24 protein-coding genes and 1 pseudogene are annotated in these 20,870 nt (G+C 70.3%); 9 read left to right on the forward strand and 16 right to left on the reverse strand.

All coding sequences use genetic code 11. The features are described 5' to 3' along the window. Positions 1-133 precede the first annotated feature (133 nt). Entirely contained in the window at positions 134-952 is an 819-nt protein-coding gene (locus ISU10_RS00360; protein WP_194694375.1) for a FadR/GntR family transcriptional regulator, read from the forward strand. On the opposite strand, the gene ISU10_RS00365 is transcribed toward ISU10_RS00360, so the two are convergent. Both ISU10_RS00365 and ISU10_RS00370 read right to left on the reverse strand, forming a co-directional pair. Continuing rightward, positions 941-1,786 (reverse strand): HpcH/HpaI aldolase/citrate lyase family protein, encoded by an 846-nt coding sequence (locus ISU10_RS00365; protein ID WP_194694376.1) that lies wholly within the window; start codon positions 1,784-1,786, stop codon positions 941-943. The two genes, ISU10_RS00360 and ISU10_RS00365, sit on opposite strands and share 12 nt — an antisense overlap. A gap of 11 nt (positions 1,787-1,797) precedes the next feature. Further along, on the reverse strand, positions 1,798-2,334 hold the full coding sequence (locus ISU10_RS00370; RefSeq protein WP_370864454.1) for a MaoC family dehydratase: 537 nt from the start codon (positions 2,332-2,334) through the stop codon (positions 1,798-1,800). A 73-nt stretch (positions 2,335-2,407) separates the two neighbouring features. Between ISU10_RS00370 and ISU10_RS00375 the strand changes: the two genes are divergently transcribed. Further along, positions 2,408-3,313 carry an AAA family ATPase gene (locus tag ISU10_RS00375; RefSeq protein ID WP_194694378.1) on the forward strand — a complete coding sequence of 302 codons (906 nt, stop codon included), beginning with the start codon at positions 2,408-2,410 and terminating at the stop codon, positions 3,311-3,313. Positions 3,314-3,397: 84 nt separating this feature from the next. After that, complete coding sequence (locus ISU10_RS00380) at positions 3,398-4,252, forward strand: vWA domain-containing protein (protein WP_370864457.1); 855 nt, start codon at positions 3,398-3,400, stop codon at positions 4,250-4,252. Between the two features lie 20 nt (positions 4,253-4,272). Here the strand turns inward: ISU10_RS00380 and mftF are convergent, their stop codons facing one another. Genes mftF through mftA form a run of 6 tightly spaced genes read right to left on the reverse strand, consistent with a single transcriptional unit; the run spans position 4,273 to position 9,245 of the window. Continuing rightward, positions 4,273-5,700 (reverse strand): mycofactocin biosynthesis glycosyltransferase MftF, encoded by a 1,428-nt coding sequence (mftF, locus tag ISU10_RS00385; RefSeq protein WP_370864458.1) that lies wholly within the window; start codon positions 5,698-5,700, stop codon positions 4,273-4,275. Continuing rightward, on the reverse strand, positions 5,697-6,386 hold the full coding sequence (mftE, locus tag ISU10_RS00390; RefSeq protein ID WP_370864460.1) for a mycofactocin biosynthesis peptidyl-dipeptidase MftE: 690 nt from the start codon (positions 6,384-6,386) through the stop codon (positions 5,697-5,699). The genes mftF and mftE overlap by 4 nt, the downstream gene beginning before the upstream one ends. Further along, positions 6,383-7,603, reverse strand: coding sequence for a pre-mycofactocin synthase MftD (gene mftD / locus ISU10_RS00395; RefSeq protein ID WP_370864462.1), 1,221 nt, complete (start codon positions 7,601-7,603; stop codon positions 6,383-6,385). Before mftD ends, mftE begins: the two co-directional genes overlap by 4 nt. Then, positions 7,596-8,819 (reverse strand): mycofactocin radical SAM maturase, encoded by a 1,224-nt coding sequence (gene mftC / locus ISU10_RS00400; protein ID WP_194694379.1) that lies wholly within the window; start codon positions 8,817-8,819, stop codon positions 7,596-7,598. The genes mftD and mftC overlap by 8 nt, the downstream gene beginning before the upstream one ends. Continuing rightward, positions 8,816-9,097 carry a mycofactocin biosynthesis chaperone MftB gene (mftB, locus tag ISU10_RS00405; protein WP_370864465.1) on the reverse strand — a complete coding sequence of 94 codons (282 nt, stop codon included), beginning with the start codon at positions 9,095-9,097 and terminating at the stop codon, positions 8,816-8,818. Before mftB ends, mftC begins: the two co-directional genes overlap by 4 nt. Position 9,098: 1 nt before the next feature. Further along, entirely contained in the window at positions 9,099-9,245 is a 147-nt protein-coding gene (gene mftA / locus ISU10_RS00410; protein WP_194694381.1) for a mycofactocin precursor MftA, read from the reverse strand. Between the two features lie 93 nt (positions 9,246-9,338). On the opposite strand from mftA, the gene mftR reads away from it, so the two are divergent. Together mftR and ISU10_RS23950 are read left to right on the forward strand one after the other, a co-directional pair. After that, positions 9,339-9,968: a mycofactocin system transcriptional regulator MftR gene (mftR, locus tag ISU10_RS00415; RefSeq protein ID WP_194694382.1), complete on the forward strand. Its 630-nt coding sequence runs from the start codon at positions 9,339-9,341 to the stop codon at positions 9,966-9,968. 261 nt (positions 9,969-10,229) lie between these two features. Continuing rightward, positions 10,230-10,409: pseudogene (locus ISU10_RS23950) on the forward strand (hypothetical protein); the annotation flags it as partial. 70 nt (positions 10,410-10,479) lie between these two features. On the opposite strand, the gene ISU10_RS00420 reads toward ISU10_RS23950, so the two are convergent. Next, complete coding sequence (locus ISU10_RS00420) at positions 10,480-11,187, reverse strand: TetR/AcrR family transcriptional regulator (RefSeq protein WP_194694383.1); 708 nt, start codon at positions 11,185-11,187, stop codon at positions 10,480-10,482. 103 nt (positions 11,188-11,290) lie between these two features. Then, on the reverse strand, positions 11,291-11,737 hold the full coding sequence (locus ISU10_RS00425; protein ID WP_194694384.1) for a DUF6326 family protein: 447 nt from the start codon (positions 11,735-11,737) through the stop codon (positions 11,291-11,293). Positions 11,738-11,900: 163 nt separating this feature from the next. On the opposite strand from ISU10_RS00425, the gene ISU10_RS00430 reads away from it, so the two are divergent. Both ISU10_RS00430 and ISU10_RS00435 read left to right on the forward strand, forming a co-directional pair. Further along, positions 11,901-13,040, forward strand: a complete 1,140-nt coding sequence (locus tag ISU10_RS00430) for a sensor histidine kinase (RefSeq protein WP_194694385.1) — start codon at positions 11,901-11,903, stop codon at positions 13,038-13,040. Then, a complete protein-coding gene (locus ISU10_RS00435; RefSeq protein WP_194694386.1) occupies positions 13,037-13,693 on the forward strand; it encodes a response regulator in 657 nt (218 codons plus the stop codon). The genes ISU10_RS00430 and ISU10_RS00435 overlap by 4 nt, the downstream gene beginning before the upstream one ends. A 73-nt stretch (positions 13,694-13,766) precedes the next feature. Here ISU10_RS00435 and ISU10_RS00440 read toward each other — a convergent pair whose 3' ends face one another. The 3 genes from ISU10_RS00440 to ISU10_RS00450 are packed head-to-tail and all read right to left on the reverse strand — an operon-like array spanning position 13,767 to position 15,623. Next, a complete protein-coding gene (locus tag ISU10_RS00440; protein ID WP_194694387.1) occupies positions 13,767-14,234 on the reverse strand; it encodes an arsenate-mycothiol transferase ArsC in 468 nt (155 codons plus the stop codon). A gap of 2 nt (positions 14,235-14,236) precedes the next feature. Then, entirely contained in the window at positions 14,237-15,349 is a 1,113-nt protein-coding gene (gene arsB, locus ISU10_RS00445) for an ACR3 family arsenite efflux transporter (protein WP_194694388.1), read from the reverse strand. A 13-nt stretch (positions 15,350-15,362) separates the two neighbouring features. Then, complete coding sequence (locus ISU10_RS00450; protein ID WP_370864469.1) at positions 15,363-15,623, reverse strand: ArsR/SmtB family transcription factor; 261 nt, start codon at positions 15,621-15,623, stop codon at positions 15,363-15,365. A 222-nt stretch (positions 15,624-15,845) separates the two neighbouring features. Between ISU10_RS00450 and ISU10_RS00455 the strand changes: the two genes are divergently transcribed. After that, positions 15,846-16,934 carry an ArsO family NAD(P)H-dependent flavin-containing monooxygenase gene (locus ISU10_RS00455; protein ID WP_370864471.1) on the forward strand — a complete coding sequence of 363 codons (1,089 nt, stop codon included), beginning with the start codon at positions 15,846-15,848 and terminating at the stop codon, positions 16,932-16,934. Here the strand turns inward: ISU10_RS00455 and ISU10_RS00460 are convergent. Then, on the reverse strand, positions 16,925-18,169 hold the full coding sequence (locus tag ISU10_RS00460) for an MFS transporter (protein WP_370864473.1): 1,245 nt from the start codon (positions 18,167-18,169) through the stop codon (positions 16,925-16,927). The two genes, ISU10_RS00455 and ISU10_RS00460, sit on opposite strands and share 10 nt — an antisense overlap. Before the next feature lie 31 nt (positions 18,170-18,200). After that, complete coding sequence (locus ISU10_RS00465; RefSeq protein WP_194694391.1) at positions 18,201-19,517, reverse strand: NAD(P)-binding domain-containing protein; 1,317 nt, start codon at positions 19,515-19,517, stop codon at positions 18,201-18,203. Between the two features lie 86 nt (positions 19,518-19,603). Between ISU10_RS00465 and ISU10_RS00470 the strand changes: the two genes are divergently transcribed. Next, positions 19,604-19,963 carry an ArsR/SmtB family transcription factor gene (locus tag ISU10_RS00470; protein ID WP_194694392.1) on the forward strand — a complete coding sequence of 120 codons (360 nt, stop codon included), beginning with the start codon at positions 19,604-19,606 and terminating at the stop codon, positions 19,961-19,963. A 131-nt stretch (positions 19,964-20,094) separates the two neighbouring features. On the opposite strand, the gene ISU10_RS00475 is transcribed toward ISU10_RS00470, so the two are convergent. Then, positions 20,095-20,799, reverse strand: a complete 705-nt coding sequence (locus ISU10_RS00475; protein ID WP_194694393.1) for a GPR1/FUN34/YaaH family transporter — start codon at positions 20,797-20,799, stop codon at positions 20,095-20,097. Positions 20,800-20,870 lie beyond the last annotated feature (71 nt).

The following is a 20,870-nucleotide window of genomic DNA, read 5'->3' on the forward strand; positions in this document are numbered from 1 at the left end:
TCGCTCGAACGCGTGAAACGCGTCACACTTGAGGTCTCGCCAGCGCGGCCTGGGCACCCGATACTCCCGGGGGGAGTGCCGCAGGACAACAGTGGTGACATCGGGGTCAGGGATCCCACGACGTGAGGCGACGGTGACAGTGGGTCAGAACAATCCCGACGAGATCGAGCAGCCGATCGACGGCGCGCTCGGCGAGCAGGCGAGCGGGCTGCCCGTGGCCAGAGTGCGCCCGGCCTACGAGCAGGTCGCCGAGCAGCTGCGCAGCCTGATCATGTCCGCGGACCTCAAGCCCGGCTCGCGCCTGCCGTCGGAGGCCGAGCTGGCCACCATGTTCGGCGTGGGGCGCACCACCATCCGCGAGGGCCTGCGCACGCTGACCTCCCAGCAGCTACTCACCACGACGCGCGGCGTCACCGGGGGGACCTTCGTCGTCACACCGGACGCCGACAACATCAGCAAGTACCTCGAGACCAGCATCGGTCTGCTGACGGGGACCAGCCGCCTGACCATCGGCGAGCTGCTCGAGGCCCGCGTGTGCCTGGAGCTGCCGGCTACTCGGATGGCGACGCGGCGGCTCACGCCCGAGAACACCGACACCCTTCGCGCCACCGTCGAGATCGGCTCCGGCGCCAAGACCAACATGGAGCACTCACGGTTCCACACCGCGATCTTGGAGGTGGCCGGCAACCGGATGCTCGAGGTGATGGCCAAGCCGATCTTCGACGTGCTGCGCACCCGCCTCAACCGTTCCGCAGCTCCTGAGGACTTCTGGCGACAGACCAGCGTCGAGCACGCCGGGATCTACCAGGCGATGCTCGACGGCGACCAGGACGAGTCCGAGAGGCTGATGGCCGACCACCTCGAGCACCTGGCCTCGGTCTACACCGCCATCGACGTCGCGACCCGGCCGTCCCCGGATCCTGACGAGCCGGTCTCCGACTCAGCGCCTTAGTCCGAGGACCCGCCGGGCCCGGCGGACGGTGGCGGCGTCGACCATCTCCCCTCCATCGTTGAGCACGCCCCTGCCAGAGTCGAGGGCCGCGTCGAAGGCCTCGACGATCGCGCGGGCGTTGGCCAGGTCCGCATCGGTGGGGGTGAAGACCTCGTTCGCGACTACCACCTGTGCCGGGTGGATGCAGGCTCGGCTCCCGTACCCCAAGTCCTTGAGCGCGAGAGTGCCTGCCCGGAACGCCTCGGCGTCGCCGAAGCGCGGGTCGACCGGAGCGACCGGGGGCGGCAGCGATGCCGCCGCGGCTGCCAGTGCCACGCAGACCCGCACGTGCTGCACGCCGGCACCACCCGGCGCCCAGCCCAGCTCGGCGGCCAGGTCTGCCTCCCCGACCTGCAGAGCACCCACTCGTGCCGACGTCGCGATGTAGCCGATGTCGAGGACCGAGGTCGCGGTCTCCAGCAACGGCATCAGGCTGAACCGGTTCTGCTCGATCCCGAGGTCACCTTCGACCTGGGCGCAGCATTGAGCCGCGGCCACGACGTCGCTGGCCTCGGCCTTGGCCAGGCAGAAGCCGCGCAGGGCCGGCGCCGCCACGCACGCGATGTCCTCGAGGCCCTGCGCGCCCGGATTGATCCGCACCCACAGCTCGAGGAGACCGTCCGCGGCGCGGTTCGCCAGCGCGTGGCGCACCGCCTCTCTCGCCTCAGCCTGGCGTGCGGGAGGTACGGCGTCCTCGAGGTCAAGGATCAGCGCATCGGCCTGACCTCGCTCGACAGCCTTCTCCACCATGTCGGGCCGGTCACCGGGGACGTAGAGGTAGGAGCGCGCCGTCATCGGGCGGGCCATCATCTGCTGGAAGTCGGGAAGTAGTCCTGGCCGATCCCCGAGGCCTTCGTGGGAACGAGTACCGAGCGCTCCCACGTCACGACGTCCACGCCGTCTTGGTTCAGGCCGCGTGTGCGCATGGTGAGAATCCCGAACCCCGGCCGCGAAGCGCTCTCGCGCACCCCCAGGACCGTGGACTCGGCGTAGATCGTGTCCCCGACGTAGACGGGGTGGGTGAGTCGGATGTCGGTCCAGCCCAGGTTGGCCACGGCGTTCTGGCTCATGTCGATGACCGACAGGCCGAGCACCAGCGCCACCGTCAGACCGGAGTTGACGATCAGGCGCCCCTCGCTGACCGGGTTGGTCTGGGCGAGATGCTTGTTGAAGTGGTTCTGGTTGGTGTTGCAGGTGAGCAGGGTGAACCAGGTCGAGTCAGCCTCGCTGATGGTGCGCCCGAAGGGATGTTGGTAGACGTCCCCAGGTGTGAAGTCGTCCAGGAACCTCCCCAGCACCGCCGGATGCACGGTCGCTGCCTGCGGCGCGGTCCCCTCGTTCACGCTGCGGACTTTAAACGTCTGATGTTTTACGGTCAACCGCCGGACCTCAGATGTGACCTGGCATACTCGCCCCGTGGCACACCCGCATACCGTCGCGTTCCCGGACATCGTGGGCCGCGAGCGCGAGCTCGAGCTGACGCTCGCAACGCTCGCCGCCGGGCGGCATCTCCTGCTCGAAGGTCCACCGGGCACCAGCAAGACCGCCATCCTGACCGCCATCACCAGAGCCTGGGACGTGCCGCTCGTCTTCGTCGAGGGGAACGCCGAGCTGACTCCGAGCCGAATTGTCGGACATCACTCTCCAAGCCTCGTGCTGAAGGATGACTACTCGACCGAGAACTTCGTGGACGGCCCGCTGCCGGCAGCGATGCGTCAAGGAGCCTTCCTCTATATCGAGGAGCTCAACCGGGTCCCCGAGGAGACCATCAACGTCTTGATCACGGCCATGTCCGACCGGCAGATCACCATTGCGCGCGTAGGTCGGGTCGACGCGCTCGACACCTTCAGGGTCGTCGGCTCGTTGAACCCCGCCGACGACATCGGCACGGCCCGGCTCTCACGCAGCCTGCTCGACCGCTTCTGCAGGCTCGCGATCAGCTACCAGGACGCCGAGTCCGAGGAGCAGATCGTCGACCTGCGCGCCCGGGACTCGCACTTCGCCGACCCGCGGCTGCGGGCCCGCGTCATCTCGGACGCCGTGGCCCTCACCCGGGCCACACGAAGCCACCCCCTGATCATGCAGGGCAGCAGCGTGCGCGGAGCCATCGACCTGGCGATGGTCTCGGCCGAGCTCGGGCGAAGCGGCCGCCTGGCCCAGGACGAGGCGGGATACCGGCTGGCGATCCTGGACGCCTTGCTTCTCGCCCTGTCCGGCAGGATCCGTCCCGGAGACTTGAGCGAGCTGACGACAGAGGAGCTGCTCACCGCGCTCTGGCGCGAGCACTTCGGCGAGCCCGAGACTCCGTTCGAGAGCGGTTGAAGAGGGCTCGACGTCGACGACCATCCGGGCCGAGCGGCCCTGGCTCCCCTCAAGCGGAAGCCCAAGGTCCTCGCCTCCCGGCCGGTGGTGCTCGACCTCTCCTCGGGGATCGGTGACGAGGGTGTCTCGGACGATGCCCTGAGCGGCTCGACGGGCGTCGGACGGGGAACTGCCCACACGGGCCTGCATCAGCTCGGCCCGGGCAGACGCGAGGTGGATCCGGACGTACGGCGACGCGCGGCCGCGATCGCGGCCCAGCTCACGCTGCCGCGTCCCGCGCGACGCCGGGCGACTCGACCGGGCGGCGGCCCAGCACGGTCGCTGCCGTTCAGCGGAGGATCAGACGAGCTGGACCTCGACCGAACGATCGAGATCATGCAGGAGCGCCCCCGTCCGACCGACGAGGACGTCGTGGTGCGAGAGCCGCGCACCGACCGGCGCTCGGTGGTGCTGCTGGTGGACGTGTCGGGGTCGATGCGTGGGGAGCGCTTGCTTGCCACGGCCGCGGTCGTCGGCGCCATCTGCCAGGAGCTGGCGACCTCCCGGCTCGGCATCCTCGCCTTCTGGTCCGAAGCCGCGTGGATCACCCGGCTCGACCAGCGCACGCAACCCATGGCCGTGATCCGCGACCTGCTCGAGCTGCCCGGCGCCGGCCTGACCAACCTCGCCTTTCCCCTCGAGCTCGCCGCGAATGCGCACAGGGCGGCTGGCTCGCCGGCGCCGGAGACGGTGCTGCTCTCGGACTGCGTCCACAACGCAGGACCAGATCCGCGAGGCTTCGTCGGTCGGGCCGGCCGCCTGGGCGTGCTGCTCGACGCCACCGACGAGCACGACTCCGACCTGGCAGCCGACCTCTCTCGCCTCGGTGGTGGTCGGCTGCGTGTCGTCCGCTCACCCGACGACGTGCCCACCGCCGTACGCGGTCTGTTCCTCCGCTGAGTCCGCGGCCTCGCGCCCGCTCAACGCCGAGGCAGCACGAGACGCGACCGCAGACAGCGCGGAGATCCTGCCCGCAACGCCCCCCACCAGAGGCCGGCGCCGTAGGCGAGGTCGTCGAGACGGCGACCTGCCAGGGTGCGCAGCACGGGGAGCTCCGGATGCTCGAGGCGCGTCGCGACGACGTCGACCACGATCGCACCGGCCACCAGACGGCGTCCGGTCGGGCTGGCCGCTGCCCCGACGAGAGCTGCCGGCCACCAGTGGCGCAGCACCAGGGCGGACTCCTGGCGCAGGGTCCAGCCCAGGCCCTTCGTCGCCAGCCCCAGGGCGAGACGATCCGAGCCGGGATCGACGTCGATCCTTCGCCGGACCTCGCGTGCGCCCGACAGCACCGCAACGATCGCGAGGAGCGGAGCCCAGCGGCTGCGCACGAGAACGGCCGCGCCGGCCAGGGCCGGGAGCGGGCTGAGCACCGCGGTCACCACGTGGTCCGGGTGCCGGGAGGCGAGCGCGGCGCCCCCTGTGCCGTAGGTGAACTTGCGGCCCAGCCACCCTCGCAGGGTGGGACGGACGTCGTGGTGCGCGACGTACGCCGGGTCGTAGCGAACCCGCTGGTCTGCGTCCGCGAGTCGCCACACCAGGTCGACATCCTCGCCGACGCGCAGGCCAGGGTCGAAGCCCGCGCCCAGCCGCTCGGTCCGCGCGACCACGCAGGCACTCGGCACCCAGGCGACCGCGGTACCGGGCCGGACCGAACCTGCCCGCTCGCCGAGGCCGAGCGAGGGCGAGCCTTCCTCGTACCGCTGGTACCAGCGGCGGGACCCGCGCAGCCGCGCCCCGACGTACGGGGCGACCAGCGCCACCCGCGGATCGGCGAAGTGCGCCGACAACCCCAGCAAGGTGGCGGCGTCGACCGTGACGTCGGAGTCGACGAACGCGACATACGGCGTGCGGACGGTGGCGAGTCCCTTGTTGCGGGCGCCGGCCGGGCCGAGGTTGCGCGGGAGACGGATCAGGTCGGCCCCGTGCCGGCGCGCGACGGCTGCCACCGCCTCGGCGTCGTGCGAGGCGTCGTCGACCACGACCACCGACAGGCCCTCCAGCGCCGCGAGCGCACGCCCGAGCTCGGCCGGCCGGTCGCGCACCGGAACCACGACCGTGAGCTGGTCAGCACCCACGGCATGGGAGGCGTCGAGCACGGGTTCGGCGAGGTTGGTGGCGAGAAGTCGCTCCGCGACCAGCGCGCCGGCCCGGTCTCGCACCTCGATGCCGTCACCGGTGAACGTGGAGGCGGCGCGGTCGGTCAGCCGCATGACGGTGAGCGGGGAGCCGCCGACCAGGGCACCGCCGCCGACGGTTCGCCGGGTGCCCCCGGCGAGCCGCACCCTGAACCCGACCGGCAGGACGGCTGCGTCTTGCACACCCTGCACGGCAACGCGGTCGTTCACGAGTCTGCTCCGGCCAGTACGGCGGACGAGACGTCGTCGACCATGGCCGCCAGGACTCGTCGTCCCTCTTCGGCACTTGCGCCCGCGGGATCGCCGAGCACTCCGTTGGCGGAGACCGCGGCGACCCCCGAGCAGGTCAGTGCCGCAATCAGCGCGCCGATCGGCTCGATGTTGCCCGCCTCGGCATGCTCGAGCCGGACCGACTCGGGAGCCAGGTGCAGCATCAGCGAGGTCTCCGTGCGACCGGCGTGTGCGTCGACCCAGCCCGCGCTGCAGCCGTGCCACTCGACCAGCCGGCCCTCCTCCACGAGCAGCGCCGTGGCCGCGCGCAGGGCCGCCACGTTGCCGCCATGGCCGTTGACGACGAGGACGCGACCGGCCCACGTCGTCATCGAGCGCACCAGCTCGACCACGGCCCGAGCCAACACATCAGTGCCCACCGACGAGGTGCCGGGGAAGGCTTGGTGCTCGCCGCTGGCTCCATAGGGGACCGCCGGGGCCACGAGCACATCCTCCCCCAGCGCCGCGGCGACGCCGTCGGCGACCGCGCAGGCGATGACGGTGTCGGTGTCGAGCGGTAGGTGCGGGCCGTGCTGCTCGACCGACCCCACGGGCAGGAGCACGGTGACACCGCGCTCGACGGAGGGCCAGACCCGCGTTCGCAACGCGCGGTCCTGCAGGCTCACCGGTCCCCCAGGACCCGGTGGAAGCCGTCGGGCACGAGCAGGTGCTCGGAGCGCAGCTCCTCGACCGAGGAGAGTCCCAGCGCCATCAGTGCGGAGTCGATGCCGCCACGCAGGATGTCGAGGACGTTCTCCACGCCCGCCTGGCCGTTGGCCGCCAGGCCCCACAGGTAGGCCCGGCCGATCAGCACGGCACGAGCGCCGAGGGCGACTGCCTTCACGACGTCGGAGCCGCGGCGTATGCCGCCGTCCATCAGCACCTCGACCTGGTCGCCGACCGAATCCGCGACGGGCTTGACCATCCGGATGGCGGCCGGTGTCCCGTCCAGGTTGTTGCCGCCGTGGTTGGAGACCGAGAGCGCCGAGACGCCGGCGTCGACGGCGCGGCGCGCGTCGTCGACGCGGCACACCCCCTTGAGCACGAACGTCCCACCGCCCAGCTGCGCCCACTGCTCGACCATCCAGGCGACGTCGTCCCAGCTCGGCGGCGGCGTGGTCATCCACTCGTAGTAGGCACCGAAGAACGTCGGCGACGGACCACCGGGGGGCGCGAGGTTGGGAGCCGTGAGGTCGGGGAAGCCGCCGTTGCGCGCGAAGGCCGCCAGCCAGCGTGGTCGGCGCAGCACGTGAGGGGCCTGACGGAGCATGGTGCGCAGGTCGACCCGCTCGGGGATCTCCGGACTCCCCCAGTCGCGACCGATGGAGAACGACCAGTCCAGCGTGGCGATCAGCCCGCTGACGCCGGCCTGACGCGCGCGCTCCATGCGTTGCACCATGACGTCGCGCTCGCCGGTCCAGTACATCTGGAAAAGCGTGCGCGGAGCGGCCGCCGCGACCTCCTCGACCGAGCGGCTGGCGAAGTTGCTCAGCCCCATCAAGGTGCCGCGCGCCGCGGCCGCGCGGGCGACCGCGACCTCACCGTCGGGGTGCACCGCCTGTACGCCGGTCGGGGAGATCAGCACCGGCAGCGACACGTCCTCGCCCAGCACCCGCGTCTGCGTACTGCGTTCGGCCTGTTGCCCCGCGACGTGCGGGGCGAAGCCGAGCTCGCGGAACGCCGTCTCATTCTCCGACAGCGTCTGGCCACGTTCGGAGCCGCCGACCAGGGCGCCGTAGACCGGCTGCGGAAGCCGCTTGCGTGCGCGTTCCTGGGCGACCGCCACGGACTCGAACCACGGGTTCTGCGCCCACGGGTTCTTGATCCGGATGGAGTCAGCCACGAAAGCCCGCCAAGGGACTCTCGGCGCAGGCCGAGAGGGGCGGTGCCACCAGGTCAGTACGGCGGGTGAGCTGCAGCAGCACCGGCTGCTGGCGCACGGCGGTCGGCCGGGAGTGGTCGACGCTGGGTAGGGGCACCGTGCGCTCTGTGGACAGCGCGGACTCGCCGTATCCCTGCACGCACTCCGGATCTGGACCGTCGAGCGGCAGACCGGTGAAGAACTTGGCAGCCATGCAGCCACCTCGGCAGGAGTCGAAGTGCTGGCAGCTGGTGCAGGCGCCGGACGTCTGCGGCGAGCGCAGCTCGGCGAACAGCGCAGACTCCCGCCAGACCTTGGCGAACCCCCCGTCGTCGAGGACGTTGCCGGCCAGGAAGCTGTCGTGGATGGCGAACGGGCAGGCGTAGACGTCACCGACCGGGTCGATCAGGCAGACCACCCGTCCCGCACCGCAGAGGTTGAGGCCCGGGAGGGCTCCGCTCCCGTCTGCGGGGCCGAACGCCGAGAGGTGGAAGAACGAGTCGCCGGTCAGCACCCCTTCGCCGTGGGCCACCAGCCAGTCGTAGATCGTGCGCTGCTGCTCCGGCCGCGGGTGCAGGTCATCCCAGACGTCGACGCCTCGACCCGACGGCCGCAGGCGCGTGAGCCGCAAGGTGGCGCCGTACTCGTCCGCAAGAGCCTTCAGCTGGTCGAGCTGGTCGACGTTCTCGCGGGTGCAGACCACCGAGATCTTCGCGTCGCGGAATCCCGCGTCCCGCAGGTGCCCCAGCGCCCGAAGGGCGGTGGCGTAGGACCCAGGTCCGCGCACCCGGTCGTTGACCTCGGCGGTCGCGCCGTCGAGGGAGACCTGGACGTCGACGTAGTCGGTGGACGCCAGGAGCTCGGCCTTCTCCCGGTCGATGCGCACCCCGTTGGTCGAGAACTTCACCCCGACCTGGTGGTCGACGGCGTAGCGCAGGAGGTGCCAGAAGTCCGGCCGGATCGTGGGCTCGCCGCCGCCGATGTTGACGTAGAACACCTGCATCCGCTGGAGCTCGTCAATCACCTCCTCGCACTGCTCGGTGGTCAGCTCGCGCGGGTCGCGCCGGCCGCTGCTCGACAGGCAGTGGGCGCAGGTCAGGTTGCAGGCGTAGGTCAGCTCCCAAGTCAGACAGATCGGCGCGTCGAGCCCGTGCTCGAAGTGCTCGAGCAACGTCGGCCCGTGGGCGACGGTGGTCATCGGCCCTCACCTGCCGCCGCTGCGATCGGCCGGATCATGTCGGTCGCAGCCAGGTTGCGCAATGCGGCAACGTACGCCGGCCACTCGCGCTCGGCCACGCCACCCGCCGCCAACGCGGATCGGACGTCCGGTGCCTCGTCGAGGCCGCGCACCACCGCCACCAGCTGGCGGGTCTTCAAGAAGGTCAACCGCCTGTTGCCGAAGTGGTAGGCCAGCGCCCCGAACGGCTCGGGCCGCAGCTCCACCGACGGGGTCAGTCCCCAGGACTCGTCGAGCACCTCAGTACACGCCGCACATGCCATCGATCGAGATCTCCTCGATGAGGTCCTCCGCGACGAGGTCGGTCTCGCTCGTCTGATCGATGTGACCCTGCCCCTCGTACTCGGTGTCGACGGGCGCAGGGGCGGGGGCTTTGACGTGGGACATGGCGACTCCTGTGACAGCGGGATGGACGAAGCGAGGATAATGGCACTCGTGGTCAAAAAGATAGGATCGGCTGCTGCTACCGTCCGCAGCACCATGACCGCAGCCGACCAGCCGCCGGCCACAGCAGCTCGGCAGAGCGTCGGCCGGCCCGTGGTCACCTCCCACGCGGCCATCGAGCAGTCGGCGTTCCGGCTCTTCGCCGCGCACGGCTTCGAGGGCACGACGCTCGAGATGATCGCGGCCGAGGTCGGCGTCGGCCGTCGCACCATCTCGCGCTACTTCACCTCCAAGAACGACATCCCCTGGGGCCAGTTCGACCGCACGCTCACCGGATTCCGCCAGATCCTCGACGCCATGCCCCCCGACCTGCCCGTCGCGACGGCGGTGCGCCGAGGCGTGCTCGCCTTCAACCAGTTCCCACCTGACGCGGACCCTCCCCATCGCCAACGGATGCGGCTGATCCTCGAGACTCCTGCCCTGCTGGCCCACTCGATCCTGCGCTACGAGCAGTGGCGGGCGGTTATCGCCGAATACGTCGCTCGACGTCTGGGCCACTCCCCCGGCGACCTCCTGCCCCGAACCGTCGGACAGGTCAGCCTCGCCCTGGCCCTGACGGCCTACGAGTCCTGGTTGGCCGACGACTCGGCCGACCTCAACGAGCTGTTGGCGGCCACCTACGACGAGCTGACGTCGTTCCTCGAGCTCCGCGAGCACAGCACCTGAGCGTGGCCTACCTCTGCAGGCGGACCACCCGGACGCACAGACGGCACGCGACTGGCGAGTCGGGGTCGAACGCCGTGTCCCACCACCTTCACCCAGCTCAGAGTCTCCAGGCCGCAGGCCGTCTTGGTGGTTCCCATCTGCTTGGCGTGACGCGAGTAGGTGGGCGAATGGTGGGCGGGGGGTAGACGGGGGGTTCACATCAGGAGCAGGAGCCGAGCCGGGCGCGGTCACGAACCGTTCATCGAAGACCCTCGGGTGCACATGACCATCGAGGGCCGCTGCAGGCACCCGAGGACCGGCAACCTCCGCACCCAGATCGACGGCGACGACGCGGTCGTCGAGAGCTACTACGTGTTGCTGGTGCGCACGAGCGAGACCACCCCGGTCACCAGCGGCGACTTCACACGCATCCGGCTGCGTCGCGTCGCCGGCAGGTGGCGGATCAGCGAGCGGCTGCGCCACCAGATCGGGACTGATGTTGCCGTGCTGCAACAGGGCACCCGGCCGGACCTCAGCGAGCCGAGGTCGCCCCGGCCAGCCGGAGCGAGAGCATCACGTAGAGCTTGGCCAAGGAGTCGGGGTCGAGCGGGCCGTCGATGCGGTACCAGTTGGCAATGCCTCGGATCATCGTGATGGTCGCGCGTGCGACAGCCTGGGCGTCGCCCTTGGCGAACACCTTGCGGCGCATGCCCTCCTCGACCGCGTCGGTGAGCATCGCCTCGAGGTCGTCACGCATGGCGACGTAGGCCTTGCGGTTGGCGGGTTCGAGGCTGCGGATCTCGGCGTCGAGGAAGGCCAGCTCACGGCGGTGGGCCGCGAACAGCACCATGCAGTGCACCAGCAGCTCGAAGCGTCGCAGAGGGTCACCCGAGGCCTCGGCCTCGGCCGCCTTGGCGCGCTCGAGCAGATCCCCGATCGAGTAGGACAAGAGCGCCACCAGCAGCGCCTGCTTGTTCTCGTGGTGGTAGTAGATGGCGGGCACCGTCTGACCGAGACGTCGGGCGAGATCTCTGACCGAGGTCGCGTGGTAGCCACTCTCGACGAACGCCTCGAGAGAGTGCGCGAGGACGGCGTCGAGCTCTACCTCCTCGGAGTAGTCCGCCCAGGAGGAAAGGGCCTTGGCCGTTCGCGAGTTGGCCTTGGCCTTCCTCGCAGGAGGCTTGGCGCCCCTGCCCTGCGCAGCACGTGACCTGGAGGACGTAGCGGCCCTAGGACTCATGCGATGGCTCCTCCTGTTTCGCCCCGAGCGAACTCGGCCATCGACCCCACCACGCCAGGACGATAGCCTGACTTGGTGATCGATCGCTAGGTGGCGCGCCACCTTATCCAAGGAGACTTGACGCTCGACCGCGGGGCCAGGTCCAGGCGTACCACCCGATGAGGGCGAGAAGGATCAGCTCCAGCACGATGCCCAGGCCGTAGAAGTACAGGTAGTGACCGCCCGCCGCGTTGAACACCGTGACGGGGACGTAGACCGAGGCTACGGAGAGGTTCGTGATACGGCTCGCCCGGGCGGGCAGCATGATTGAGGCCACGATCATGAAGATCGGGATGGCCACAAGTGTCAGCGCCGCGGTCGAGAAGGTCTGGGAGAGGTCGAACTCGAAGACCTTGCCGTCGAGGATGTCTTCGACGGTGCCGGGCGTGTAGAAGTTGAGGATGTCCACGTAGGCGTACAAGAACATGAAGCTCGTCCACGTGGCGGCGAGCTTGGCCCTCACCGAGATTCGCTGGTCTTCGAGTGTGGTGGTGGGTTGAGGTGTGCTCATCGTGGGCTCCGTTGTCGTGGTGAGGATCGATAGGCCCACGCTTGCTGATCCGGGCCGAGGTGAGCATCGGCCCGGAGGCCGGAGTTCGCCCGGCCGATGGGATGGTCTGTTTCTCGTTCTTTCGGCGGGTACGCCGCGGCGCGCCGATCCCTAGGCTGGAGCCGTGGTCAGTGTCCGGAGCTCCATCTGGCATGAGCCGCGGCCTGCTGGCGCCCCACCCATCGGTCGTCTCGACTGGCTGTTGGTGGGCGTGTTCGCGGCCACCGCGTTGGTCGAGGGCATCGTGCGGCCGGGCTTGGCCTGGCGACCCCTGGTGACGGTGCTCGCCCTGGCGACGTTGCCTGCCCTGCTATGGCGGCGGGACCACCCCCTGATGGCCGCCCTGGCCGGGTGGGGCGCCGCCGGGCTGCTCTCGGTCCTCCAACTGACTGCGCATACCGGGGACCTCGGCCTCTACTCCATGATGACGGTCCTGATCCTGCTCTACTCCCTGGTCCGGTGGGGCTCGGGACGGGAGACGGTCTGGGGAATCGCGTTCGTGACGGTCGTCGTCGTGCTGGGGATGTACGCCGCCTCCGCCGGCTGGGCCGAGGTCTTCGGCGGGAGCGTCCTGTTGCTGTTGTTCGTCGCCCTCGCTGCGGTGTTCCGCTACCGCGCGGACCTCTGGGATCGCCAGCAGGTCGAGATCCGCAACCAGGAGCGGGTGGCGCTGGCGCGCGAGCTGCACGACACGGTGGCCCACCACGTCTCGGCCATCGCGGTGCAGGCGCAGGCCGGTGGCGTGGTCGCCAGCATTCAGCCCGAGAAGGCTGCCGAGGTCCTGGCCGCGATCGAGTCCGAAGCGTCGCGAACCCTGGCGGAGATGAGATCCATGGTGCGGGTGCTGCGTGAGGAGGAGGCCGTCGCCTACTCACCGCAGCTGGGTGTCGCGGACCTGCCCGGTCTTGCACGCGCCGACGCGATGCCGACGGTCGAGGTCTCGCTGGACGGCTCGTTGACGCGGTTGCCACCAGCCATCGACGCGGCGCTCTACCGGCTCGCGCAGGAGTCGCTGACCAACGCCCTTCGGCATGCCCGGAGCGCGACCCGCGTCGGGATCGTCGTACGCCGGGAGGGCGACGCCGTCAGGCTGCGCGTCAGCGACGATGGACAGGCCGGGCCGGGCCCAGCCCCGGAGCCTGGGTTCGGCCTGCGGGGCATGGCCGAACGCACCCAGCTCCTCGGCGGATCGCTCTCTGCGAGGCCGGGGCCCGAGGGTGGCTGGGTGGTCGAGGCCGTGCTGCCGGTGGAGGCGCTGGCATGAGCATCCGCGTCGTCGTCGCCGACGACCAGGACCTGGTCCGCACCGGACTGGTGATGATCCTCAGCGCACAACCCGACCTCGAGGTCGTCGGGGAGGCAGCAGACGGGCTCGCAGCGCTCGACCTGGCCACCCGGCTGCGTCCCGACGTCCTCCTCGTCGACATCCGGATGCCCGGGCTCGACGGGGTCGAGGTGACGCGGCGCCTGGCCGGACCGGATGTGACGGATCCGATGGCGGTCGTCGTGATCACCACCTTCGACCTCGATGAGTACGTCCTCGGAGCCCTGCGCGCCGGTGCCCGCGGCTTCCTGCTCAAGGACGCCGGGCCGGCCCTCCTCGTCCAGGCCATCCACGCGGCGGCCAACGGGGACGCGCTGATCGCCCCGAACATCACTCGCCGGCTGCTGGCGACCTTCGCCGACCAGGCGCCGGTGGCATCGGTCCAGCCCATCGGCCCGCTCACCGAGCGCGAGGAGGAGGTGCTGGTGCTGGTAGCAAGGGGCCGGACCAACGCCGAGATCGCAGCCGAGCTCTTCGTGGGTCTGAGCACCGTCAAGTCCCACGTCGCATCGTTGATGACCAAGCTCGGCGCCCGCAACCGCGTCGAGATCGCGATCTGGGCCTACGACACCAGACGAATGAGAGCCGACTAGCGCCTACCGATCGCAGCGCACCCCGGCCGCGGCTGCAGAGGTCACCACGCCGCGACGGAGTCGATCGCTCGGATCACACAGGTGAGTCGAGCACCGAGGGCGGCAGCTCGAGGTCGGGGACCAGGTCGGTGAGCAGGTCCCGGACTCGGCCGTCGATGTCGGCGATGATGCCGCGGACGGTCTCCTCGTCCTGGCCGCCAGGGTCGGCGACCGGCCAGTCGACGTACTTGACGCCCGGGACGTAGGGGCACTCCTCGCCGCAGCCCAGGGTGACGGCTATGTCGCTGGCAGCGATGGTCTCGCGAGTGAGCACCTTGGGGTGCTCATGGGAGGTGTCCAGGCCGAGCTTCTGCAGGGCTTGAGCCACCTCGGGGTGGATGTGCTCGCCGGGCTGGGTGCCGGCCGACTCGGCCCGGACGCGGCCCTGGGCGTAGTGCTCGGTGAGCACTCGACCGATCACTGACCGGCCGCCGTTGCGGACGCAGGCGAAGACGACCTGGGGAGTCCGGTCGGCGCTCGGTTCGGCATTGGTGGCGGTCATGGTCATGCTCCTGAGGTGGTGGCGGCGGATGGGGAGCCTTCGGTGAAGAAGCGGCGGGCCCACAGGCTCACGTAGACCAGCCCGACCAGGACGGGGACCTCGATGAGAGGTCCGACGACGCCGGCGAGTGCTTGTCCGGAGGCGACACCGAAGACGCCGATCGCGACGGCGATGGCGAGCTCGAAGTTGTTGCCGGCCGCGGTGAACGAGACCGCGGTGGCGCGTTGGTAGTCGAAGCCGAGCGCCTTGGTGAGCAGCATGGCGCCGCCCCACATCAGGGCGAAGTACGCCAGCAATGGGAGGGCGATCCGGGCGACGTCGAGGGGTTGGTTGGTGATGGTGTCGCCCTGGAGGGCGAAGAGCAGCACGATGGTGAACAGCAGCCCGTACAGCGCGGCGGGACCGATGCGGGGCAGGAACGTGGTCTCGTACCACTCCCGGCCCTTGGCCCGCTCCCCGAAGGTGCGGGTGAGGTAGCCCGCCAGCAGTGGAATGCCGAGGAAGATCAGCACCGACTTGGCGATGTCCCACATCGAAACGTGCAGGGCGGCCTGGTCCAGGCCCAGCCAGCCGGGCAGGACCTGCAGGTAGAAGTAGCCGAGCAGCGCGAAGGCGAGGATCTGGAAGATCGCGTTGAGGGCGACCAGGATGGCTGCGGCTTCGCGGTCCCCGCAGGCGAGGTCGTTCCAGATCAACACCATGGCGATGCAGCGTGCGAGGCCGACGATGATCAGTCCGGTGCGGTACTCCGGCAGGTCCGGGAGCAGCAGCCACGCGAGCGCGAACATCAACGCAGGGCCGACGACCCAGTTGAGGAGGATCGAGGTGCCCAGCATCCGGCGGTCGCCGGTGACGTGGCCGAGTTCGTCGTAACGAACCTTGGCCAGGACCGGATACATCATCACCAGCAGGCCGATGGCGATCGGCAAGGACACCGAGCCGACCTCGACGGCGGCCAGCGCGTCATCGAGCCCGGTGACCCACCGTCCGAGCAGCAGCCCGGCGACCATGGCCACCCCGATCCAGACCGGCAGGAACCGGTCGAGCGTGGAGAGGCGCTGGAGAACCGGGTTCTGCGGCCCCGCGGTCGGGGTGTCTCGGGCAGTGTCGCTCATTTCAACCCCTCCCTTACGAGCTGCTCGTGAAGAGGTCGCCAAGGGCGGTCATCGCGGCGGGACGCGCCTTGTAGAAGACCCAGGTGCCCCGCTTCTCGCGGTCCAGCAGGCCGCTCTCGTGCAGCACCTTCAGGTGGTGGCTGATGGTCGGCTGCGAGAGATCGAAGTACGGCAGCAGGTCGCACACGCACGCCTCGCCGCCCTCGTGCGAGAGCACCAATGACAGCAGCCGGAGCCTGGCGGGATCAGCGATCGCCTTCAACAGGGGAACCACCCCAACCGCCTGCTCGGCGCTGATCGGCTCCCGAGCCAAGGGCACGCAGCACGCCAGCGGATCTCCAGCGAGGGGGAGCTCGCGACTTGCGGTCGCAGAGTTCGACATACATCTATGTTGACAGGCGTCGATGTCCTGCTGCAAGACTGCTCACCGGGAGAACCGCCGTGACTACGCTCCCCGGATGGGCACCGTTCTCGTCGCGTTCTCATGAGTGCTGACGTGGGCGAGAGCGTTGACGTCGCGGTCATCGGCGGTGGCCAGGCCGGCCTGGCCACCGGCTACTACCTGCGTCGCGCGGGCCTCGTGCCCGTCCGGGACTTTGTCATCCTCGACGCCGAGGACCGCCCCGGTGGGGCGTGGCAGCACATGTGGGACGGTCTCCGCCTCTTCTCCCCCGCCAGCTACTCCTCGCTTCCGGGCTGGATGATGCCACCTTGGGATGACGCCGCCCTCGGGTTTCCTCCGCGCGACCACGTTGTCGACTACCTGGGCCGCTATGAGGAGCGCTACGAGCTGCACGTACGGCGGCCGCACGGGGTCACGGCGGTCTCCCGTGAGGATTCCGGCGACCGGTTGCTCGTGGCTGCCGACGGCGCGGACCTGTCGGCGAGGTTCGTGGTGTCTGCGACCGGCACCTGGACTCTGCCGTTCTGGCCGACCTATCCCGGCGCCCGCGAGTTCACCGGACGTCAGCTGCACGCGGCGCAGTACCGCCGCCCCGAGGAGTTCGCCGGCCAGCGAGTTGTGGTCGTGGGCGGTGGCAACTCGGGCGCCCAGGTCCTGGCCGAGGTCTCCACGGTGGCCGACACGACCTGGGTCACCAGCAGGACACCACGGTTCCTGCCCGACGACGTGGACGGACGAGCATTGTTCGCGGCCGCGACGGCGCGCATCGAGGCGCTGCGGCAGGGACGCGATCATGCCGGGGTCGGCGGGCTGGGTGATGTGGTGATGGTGGCCAGCGTGCGCGAAGCCCGTGACCGGGGCGTCCTGAAGGCCCAGCCGATGTTCTCCCGGCTCACCGCCACCGGCGCCGGCTGGCTCGACGGAACAACGACGGCTGTCGACGCCATCATCTGGTGCACCGGCTTCCGCCCCGCCCTGCGCCACCTACACCCCCTGCACCTTCGCGATCGGGATGGGCGCCTGTCGGTCGGCGGGACCAGCGGCACTCGTGCCGATGGCGAACCACGACTGTTCATGGTGGGGTACGGCGACTGGACCGGCCCCGCCTCGGCCACGTTGCTGGGCGTGGGCCGATCGGCCCGTGACACGGCGGCCGATATCGTCGCGCGCCTTCAGCGCTGACTCGGGGAGGCGGACGCTGCCGCGGCGATCGCCTCGGCCCCGGCGTTCCCGCGCACGCCGGTGGGGTCGCCGGCAACCGCGGCGAGCGCCGCACCGGCGAGGGCGAGGGCGGCGAGCACTCCGAACATCGCTGGGTAGCCGCCGGTGATCGCGGCGACGCCCGCGCCGAAGGCGGGCGCGAGCGCCGCTGCCACCCCCTTGGGCGCGTGGTAGACGCCGTTGATCGCGGCGTACCGGTGCGCCCCCCAGTGGTCGCTGACCAGGGTGGCGCCGACGAGCGTGAACAGGCCCCGGGCCGCGCCGCCCAGAACGGCGACCAGGACCAGGACGGGAGCAGGGCCCGGCACCAGCGCCAGCGCGGCGAGCGTGACGCCCATGACCCCCATGACGGCGGCCGACCGGGCGTTGGGTGAGAGCAAGCGGTCCAGCGCCGGATAGGCCAGGCGACCCGCGACCTGGCCCGCGCCGCTGAGCCCGAGGACCCATGCGGCCAGCTGCAGGTTCACGCCGTGGTGGAGCAGCAGAGGGACGAGATTGACCAGCGAGGCATACATCGCGAGCGAGGCCAGGGTGCCTGAGACCGCGATCAACAGGAACGTCCTGCTGGTCAGGACGTCCCGGTCGGCTCGCCTGTGGCTCGTGCCGGCGTCGTGGTGCCACGACAGCCGGAGGGTGAGCGCCTGCGCCGGCGCCGCCACGACGAGCAGGAGCGCCGCCAGGATCAGGTAGGCCTCGCGCCAGCCGAACCACTCCCCCAGCGCCGCGGTGAGCGGAGCGAAGATCGTGGACGCGAAACCGGCCACCAGCGTCAAGGTGGTGATGGCGCGCACCCGCCCGGCGCCGTACCAGTGGGTCAGCGCCGCGAACGCGGGTGGGTAGAAGGTCCCGGCGCTAGCCAGCCCGACCAGGAGCCACCCGACCACGAACACCGGGTAGGTCGGGGCCAGAGCCACCACGGCGACGGCGCCCGCGCCGAGCAGGCTGCCGGCGGTCATCACCAGTCGCGGGCCCCGTCGCTGCAGCACCCGCCCGGCAGCGATTCCGGCCACGGCACCGGCGAGGCTGCCCGCGGAGAAGGCTGCCGTGACCGCGGTCGCCGACCAGCCGGTGTCTGCGGAGATGGCCGGGGCAAGCACGGTGAAGGCGTAGTAGAGGACCCCGTAGCTGATCGTGACGCTCACACAGAGCGCCACGAGCATCCGGGTGGCTGCCACCGCCCGCGGGGAGTCGACCACGGTGCGTGGTCGACTCCCCGCCTCGGTCAGGTCAGAGGCTGACAGGGGTCCGTCCGATCTCGAACACCGACGGCGCGGGGGCGCAGCAGCCGCCGCCCGCAGTGTCCGGGTCGTCGAAGACCCCGGCACCGCCGCAGACACCGGTGTCGGGCAGCACCAGCTCGACGCGGGCGGCAGCCTCGTGGTCACCGGCCAGTGCCGCCACCACACTGCGGACCTGCTCGTAGCCGGTGAGCGCCAGGAAGGTCGGTGCCCGACCGTAGGACTTCATCCCGACCAGGTACAGGTCCGGCTCCGGCTGGGCCAGGTCCGCGGCGCCCGTGGCCTGAACCGAGCCACACGAGTGGATGTTCGGGTCGATCTCGGCCGCGATCCTGCGCGGCGCCTCCAGCGTCGGGTCCAGGTCGAGCCGCATCTCGGAGAGGAACGACAGGTCGGGGCGGAAGCCGGTCAGCACCACGACGGTGTCGGCAGCGGGAAGCTCCCGCCCGTCCTCGCCCACCAGGACCGCCTTGTCGGCGACGCGGCGGATCTCGGCGGTGCGGAAGCCGGTCACGAGCTCGACCGCGCCGGACTCGACGGCGCGCTTGGCCCGCTGACCGAGTGCCCCACGTTCGGGCAGCTGGTCGGCCTTGCCGCCACCGAAGGTGCTCTCGCTGACGACGCGGCGGATCGCCCAGGTGATCCGGGTGTCCGGGTGGTCGGCGGCGATCTGGACGAGCTCGTGGATGGCGTTGAACGCCGAGTCGCCCGAGCCCACCACGACGGTGTGCTTGCCGACGTACCGCTCGGGCGTCGCACGGTTGGGGACCTGGTAGGAGATCAGGTCCTCGGCTGCCCGCTCGCCCAGCGCGGGGAGTCCGTCCGCGCCGGCGGGGTTGGGGCGGCGCCAGGTGCCGGAGGCGTCGATCACGGCGCGCGCCTCGAGGCGGGACTCGACGCCGTCACTGTCGACGAGGTGGACGGTGAACGGCTGCTCGGCGCGGTGGGCGTCGACGAGACGGTCGCGGCCCTTGCGGGAGACGCCGGTGACCCGGGCGTCGTAGCGGACCCGGTCCCCCAGCGCCTTCGCCAGGGGCGCGAGGTAGCCGTCGATCCATTCCGCTCCAGTCGGATAGCCCTCCTGGGGCGCCGACCATCCGGTCGGCTCGAGCAGCCGCGCCGAGGCGTTGTCGACCAGCTCGGGCCAGGCCGAGAACAGCCGGACATGCCCCCACTCCGCGACCGCGGAGGCCGGCTCGAGCCCGGACTCCAGCACCAGCGGCTCCAGGCCACGCTCCAGCAGGTGCGCGGCCGCCGCCAGGCCCTGCGGGCCGGCGCCGATCACGACAACAGGCAGGTCACTCATCTTCGAACTCCTCACATTCACGATCATCGATGCGACCATCGTAGGCACACATCGACAAATGTCAATGGATGAGCCAGAATGGGGCCATGCCTTCGACGCTCTCCGTGATCGAGCCCTCCGCGCTGGCGGCGTGCTGCTCCCCCGTGACCGAGGGCATCGTCGGCGACGAGGCCGCCACGACGCTCGCCCGGATGTTCAAGGCGCTCGGCGACCCGACTCGGGTCAAGCTGCTCTCGATGATCGCTGCGGCGTCCGACAACGGGGCGTGCGCCTGCGACATGACCGAGCCCGTGGGACTCAGCCAGCCGACCGTCTCCCACCACCTCAAGCTCCTGGTCGACGCGGGCCTCGTCACCCGCGAACAACGCGGCAAGTGGGCCTACTACCGCGTCGCGCCCGACGTGCTCGGTTCGCTGGCGGCCGCCCTCAGGCCTGCGACGGGCTGACCGATGGTCACGACCTGGGTCAGAACCTGCCAAGTCCCGAGTCCTTGGCGTGGCCCGGTGTCGTGCCTCGAGGAGCGCGAGCTGTCCGACCTGGACGAGGCGTCGCGAAACTCGAGCCGCGTAACCCTCGACTAACTGCGCAGGACGGCTGGTGCCGGCAGGATCGCCCGTCCGTGCAGGTCAGCAAGAAGGATGGATGCGCCCAGGTAGAAGGCGATGACCGCATCGACGATGCCGCACCAGCCGCCGATGCGATTGAGCAGGTCGCCCGTGTTCCCCGGGGCAATCCCTACGACATTCGCGAGACCGCCGAAGAGCAGCGCGAGCGCCAAGAAGAGGAAGGCGAGAAATGCCGGCCAGTCCAACTTGGCAGCACAGATCGTGAGCAAAGCAGTCACGGCGCACCATAGAAGGAGGTAGGCGCCGAGTGCGTCCCCAAGGCCGTCGCCGCCGGCGGCCGTCGCTGCAGGGCCGGCGAAGAACTGGATGATGAGACCGGTGCTGAGGAGGAAGCCGGCATAGATGACTCCGAAGGTTCCGCTGAACATGCGGCCCGCACGGAACTCCCACAACCCGCCGGTGAGCAGAGCGAGCGCGCCGGTGCCGAGAGCCACAGGGACGAAGAATCCGCCCGTCGCCGGATCTACGACGTGCGCGTTCGCGAAGGACAAGGAGGCGGCGGAGATTCCGACTCCGAATGCGGAGAGCGCGACGCCCCCGGCCGTGCGCGGGTAGAGCAGCCCGGCGCCACCCTCAGGAGATTCCAGAACGGTTCGGTCCATCACGCTTCCAGTGAGCGCGTCTGCGGTGCTCAAGTTGTCGGTCAATGCGTTCATCGTCGGTCTCCTTCGAGGTCGGGGCAGGGTCGACAGGACGTCGAGGGTTGAGCTGGGAATGCGCAGTCACA

This window comes from Nocardioides agariphilus, assembly GCF_015352445.1.
GTDB lineage: Bacteria > Actinomycetota > Actinomycetes > Propionibacteriales > Nocardioidaceae > Nocardioides > Nocardioides agariphilus.

Coding starts and splice junctions, on each gene's coding strand:
- ISU10_RS00470 (WP_194694392.1), top strand. CDS start 19,604: ATGCCTTCGACGCTCTCCGTGATCGAGCCCTCCGCGCTGGCGGCGTGC.
- ISU10_RS00435 (WP_194694386.1), top strand. CDS start 13,037: ATGAGCATCCGCGTCGTCGTCGCCGACGACCAGGACCTGGTCCGCACC.
- mftA (WP_194694381.1), bottom strand. CDS start 9,245: ATGTCCCACGTCAAAGCCCCCGCCCCTGCGCCCGTCGACACCGAGTAC.
- arsB (WP_194694388.1), bottom strand. CDS start 15,349: ATGAGCGACACTGCCCGAGACACCCCGACCGCGGGGCCGCAGAACCCG.
- ISU10_RS00365 (WP_194694376.1), bottom strand. CDS start 1,786: ATGACGGCGCGCTCCTACCTCTACGTCCCCGGTGACCGGCCCGACATG.
- ISU10_RS00475 (WP_194694393.1), bottom strand. CDS start 20,799: ATGAACGCATTGACCGACAACTTGAGCACCGCAGACGCGCTCACTGGA.
- ISU10_RS00465 (WP_194694391.1), bottom strand. CDS start 19,517: ATGAGTGACCTGCCTGTTGTCGTGATCGGCGCCGGCCCGCAGGGCCTG.
- mftR (WP_194694382.1), top strand. CDS start 9,339: ATGACCGCAGCCGACCAGCCGCCGGCCACAGCAGCTCGGCAGAGCGTC.
- ISU10_RS00420 (WP_194694383.1), bottom strand. CDS start 11,187: ATGAGTCCTAGGGCCGCTACGTCCTCCAGGTCACGTGCTGCGCAGGGC.
- mftC (WP_194694379.1), bottom strand. CDS start 8,819: ATGACCACCGTCGCCCACGGGCCGACGTTGCTCGAGCACTTCGAGCAC.
- ISU10_RS00440 (WP_194694387.1), bottom strand. CDS start 14,234: ATGACCGCCACCAATGCCGAACCGAGCGCCGACCGGACTCCCCAGGTC.
- ISU10_RS00425 (WP_194694384.1), bottom strand. CDS start 11,737: ATGAGCACACCTCAACCCACCACCACACTCGAAGACCAGCGAATCTCG.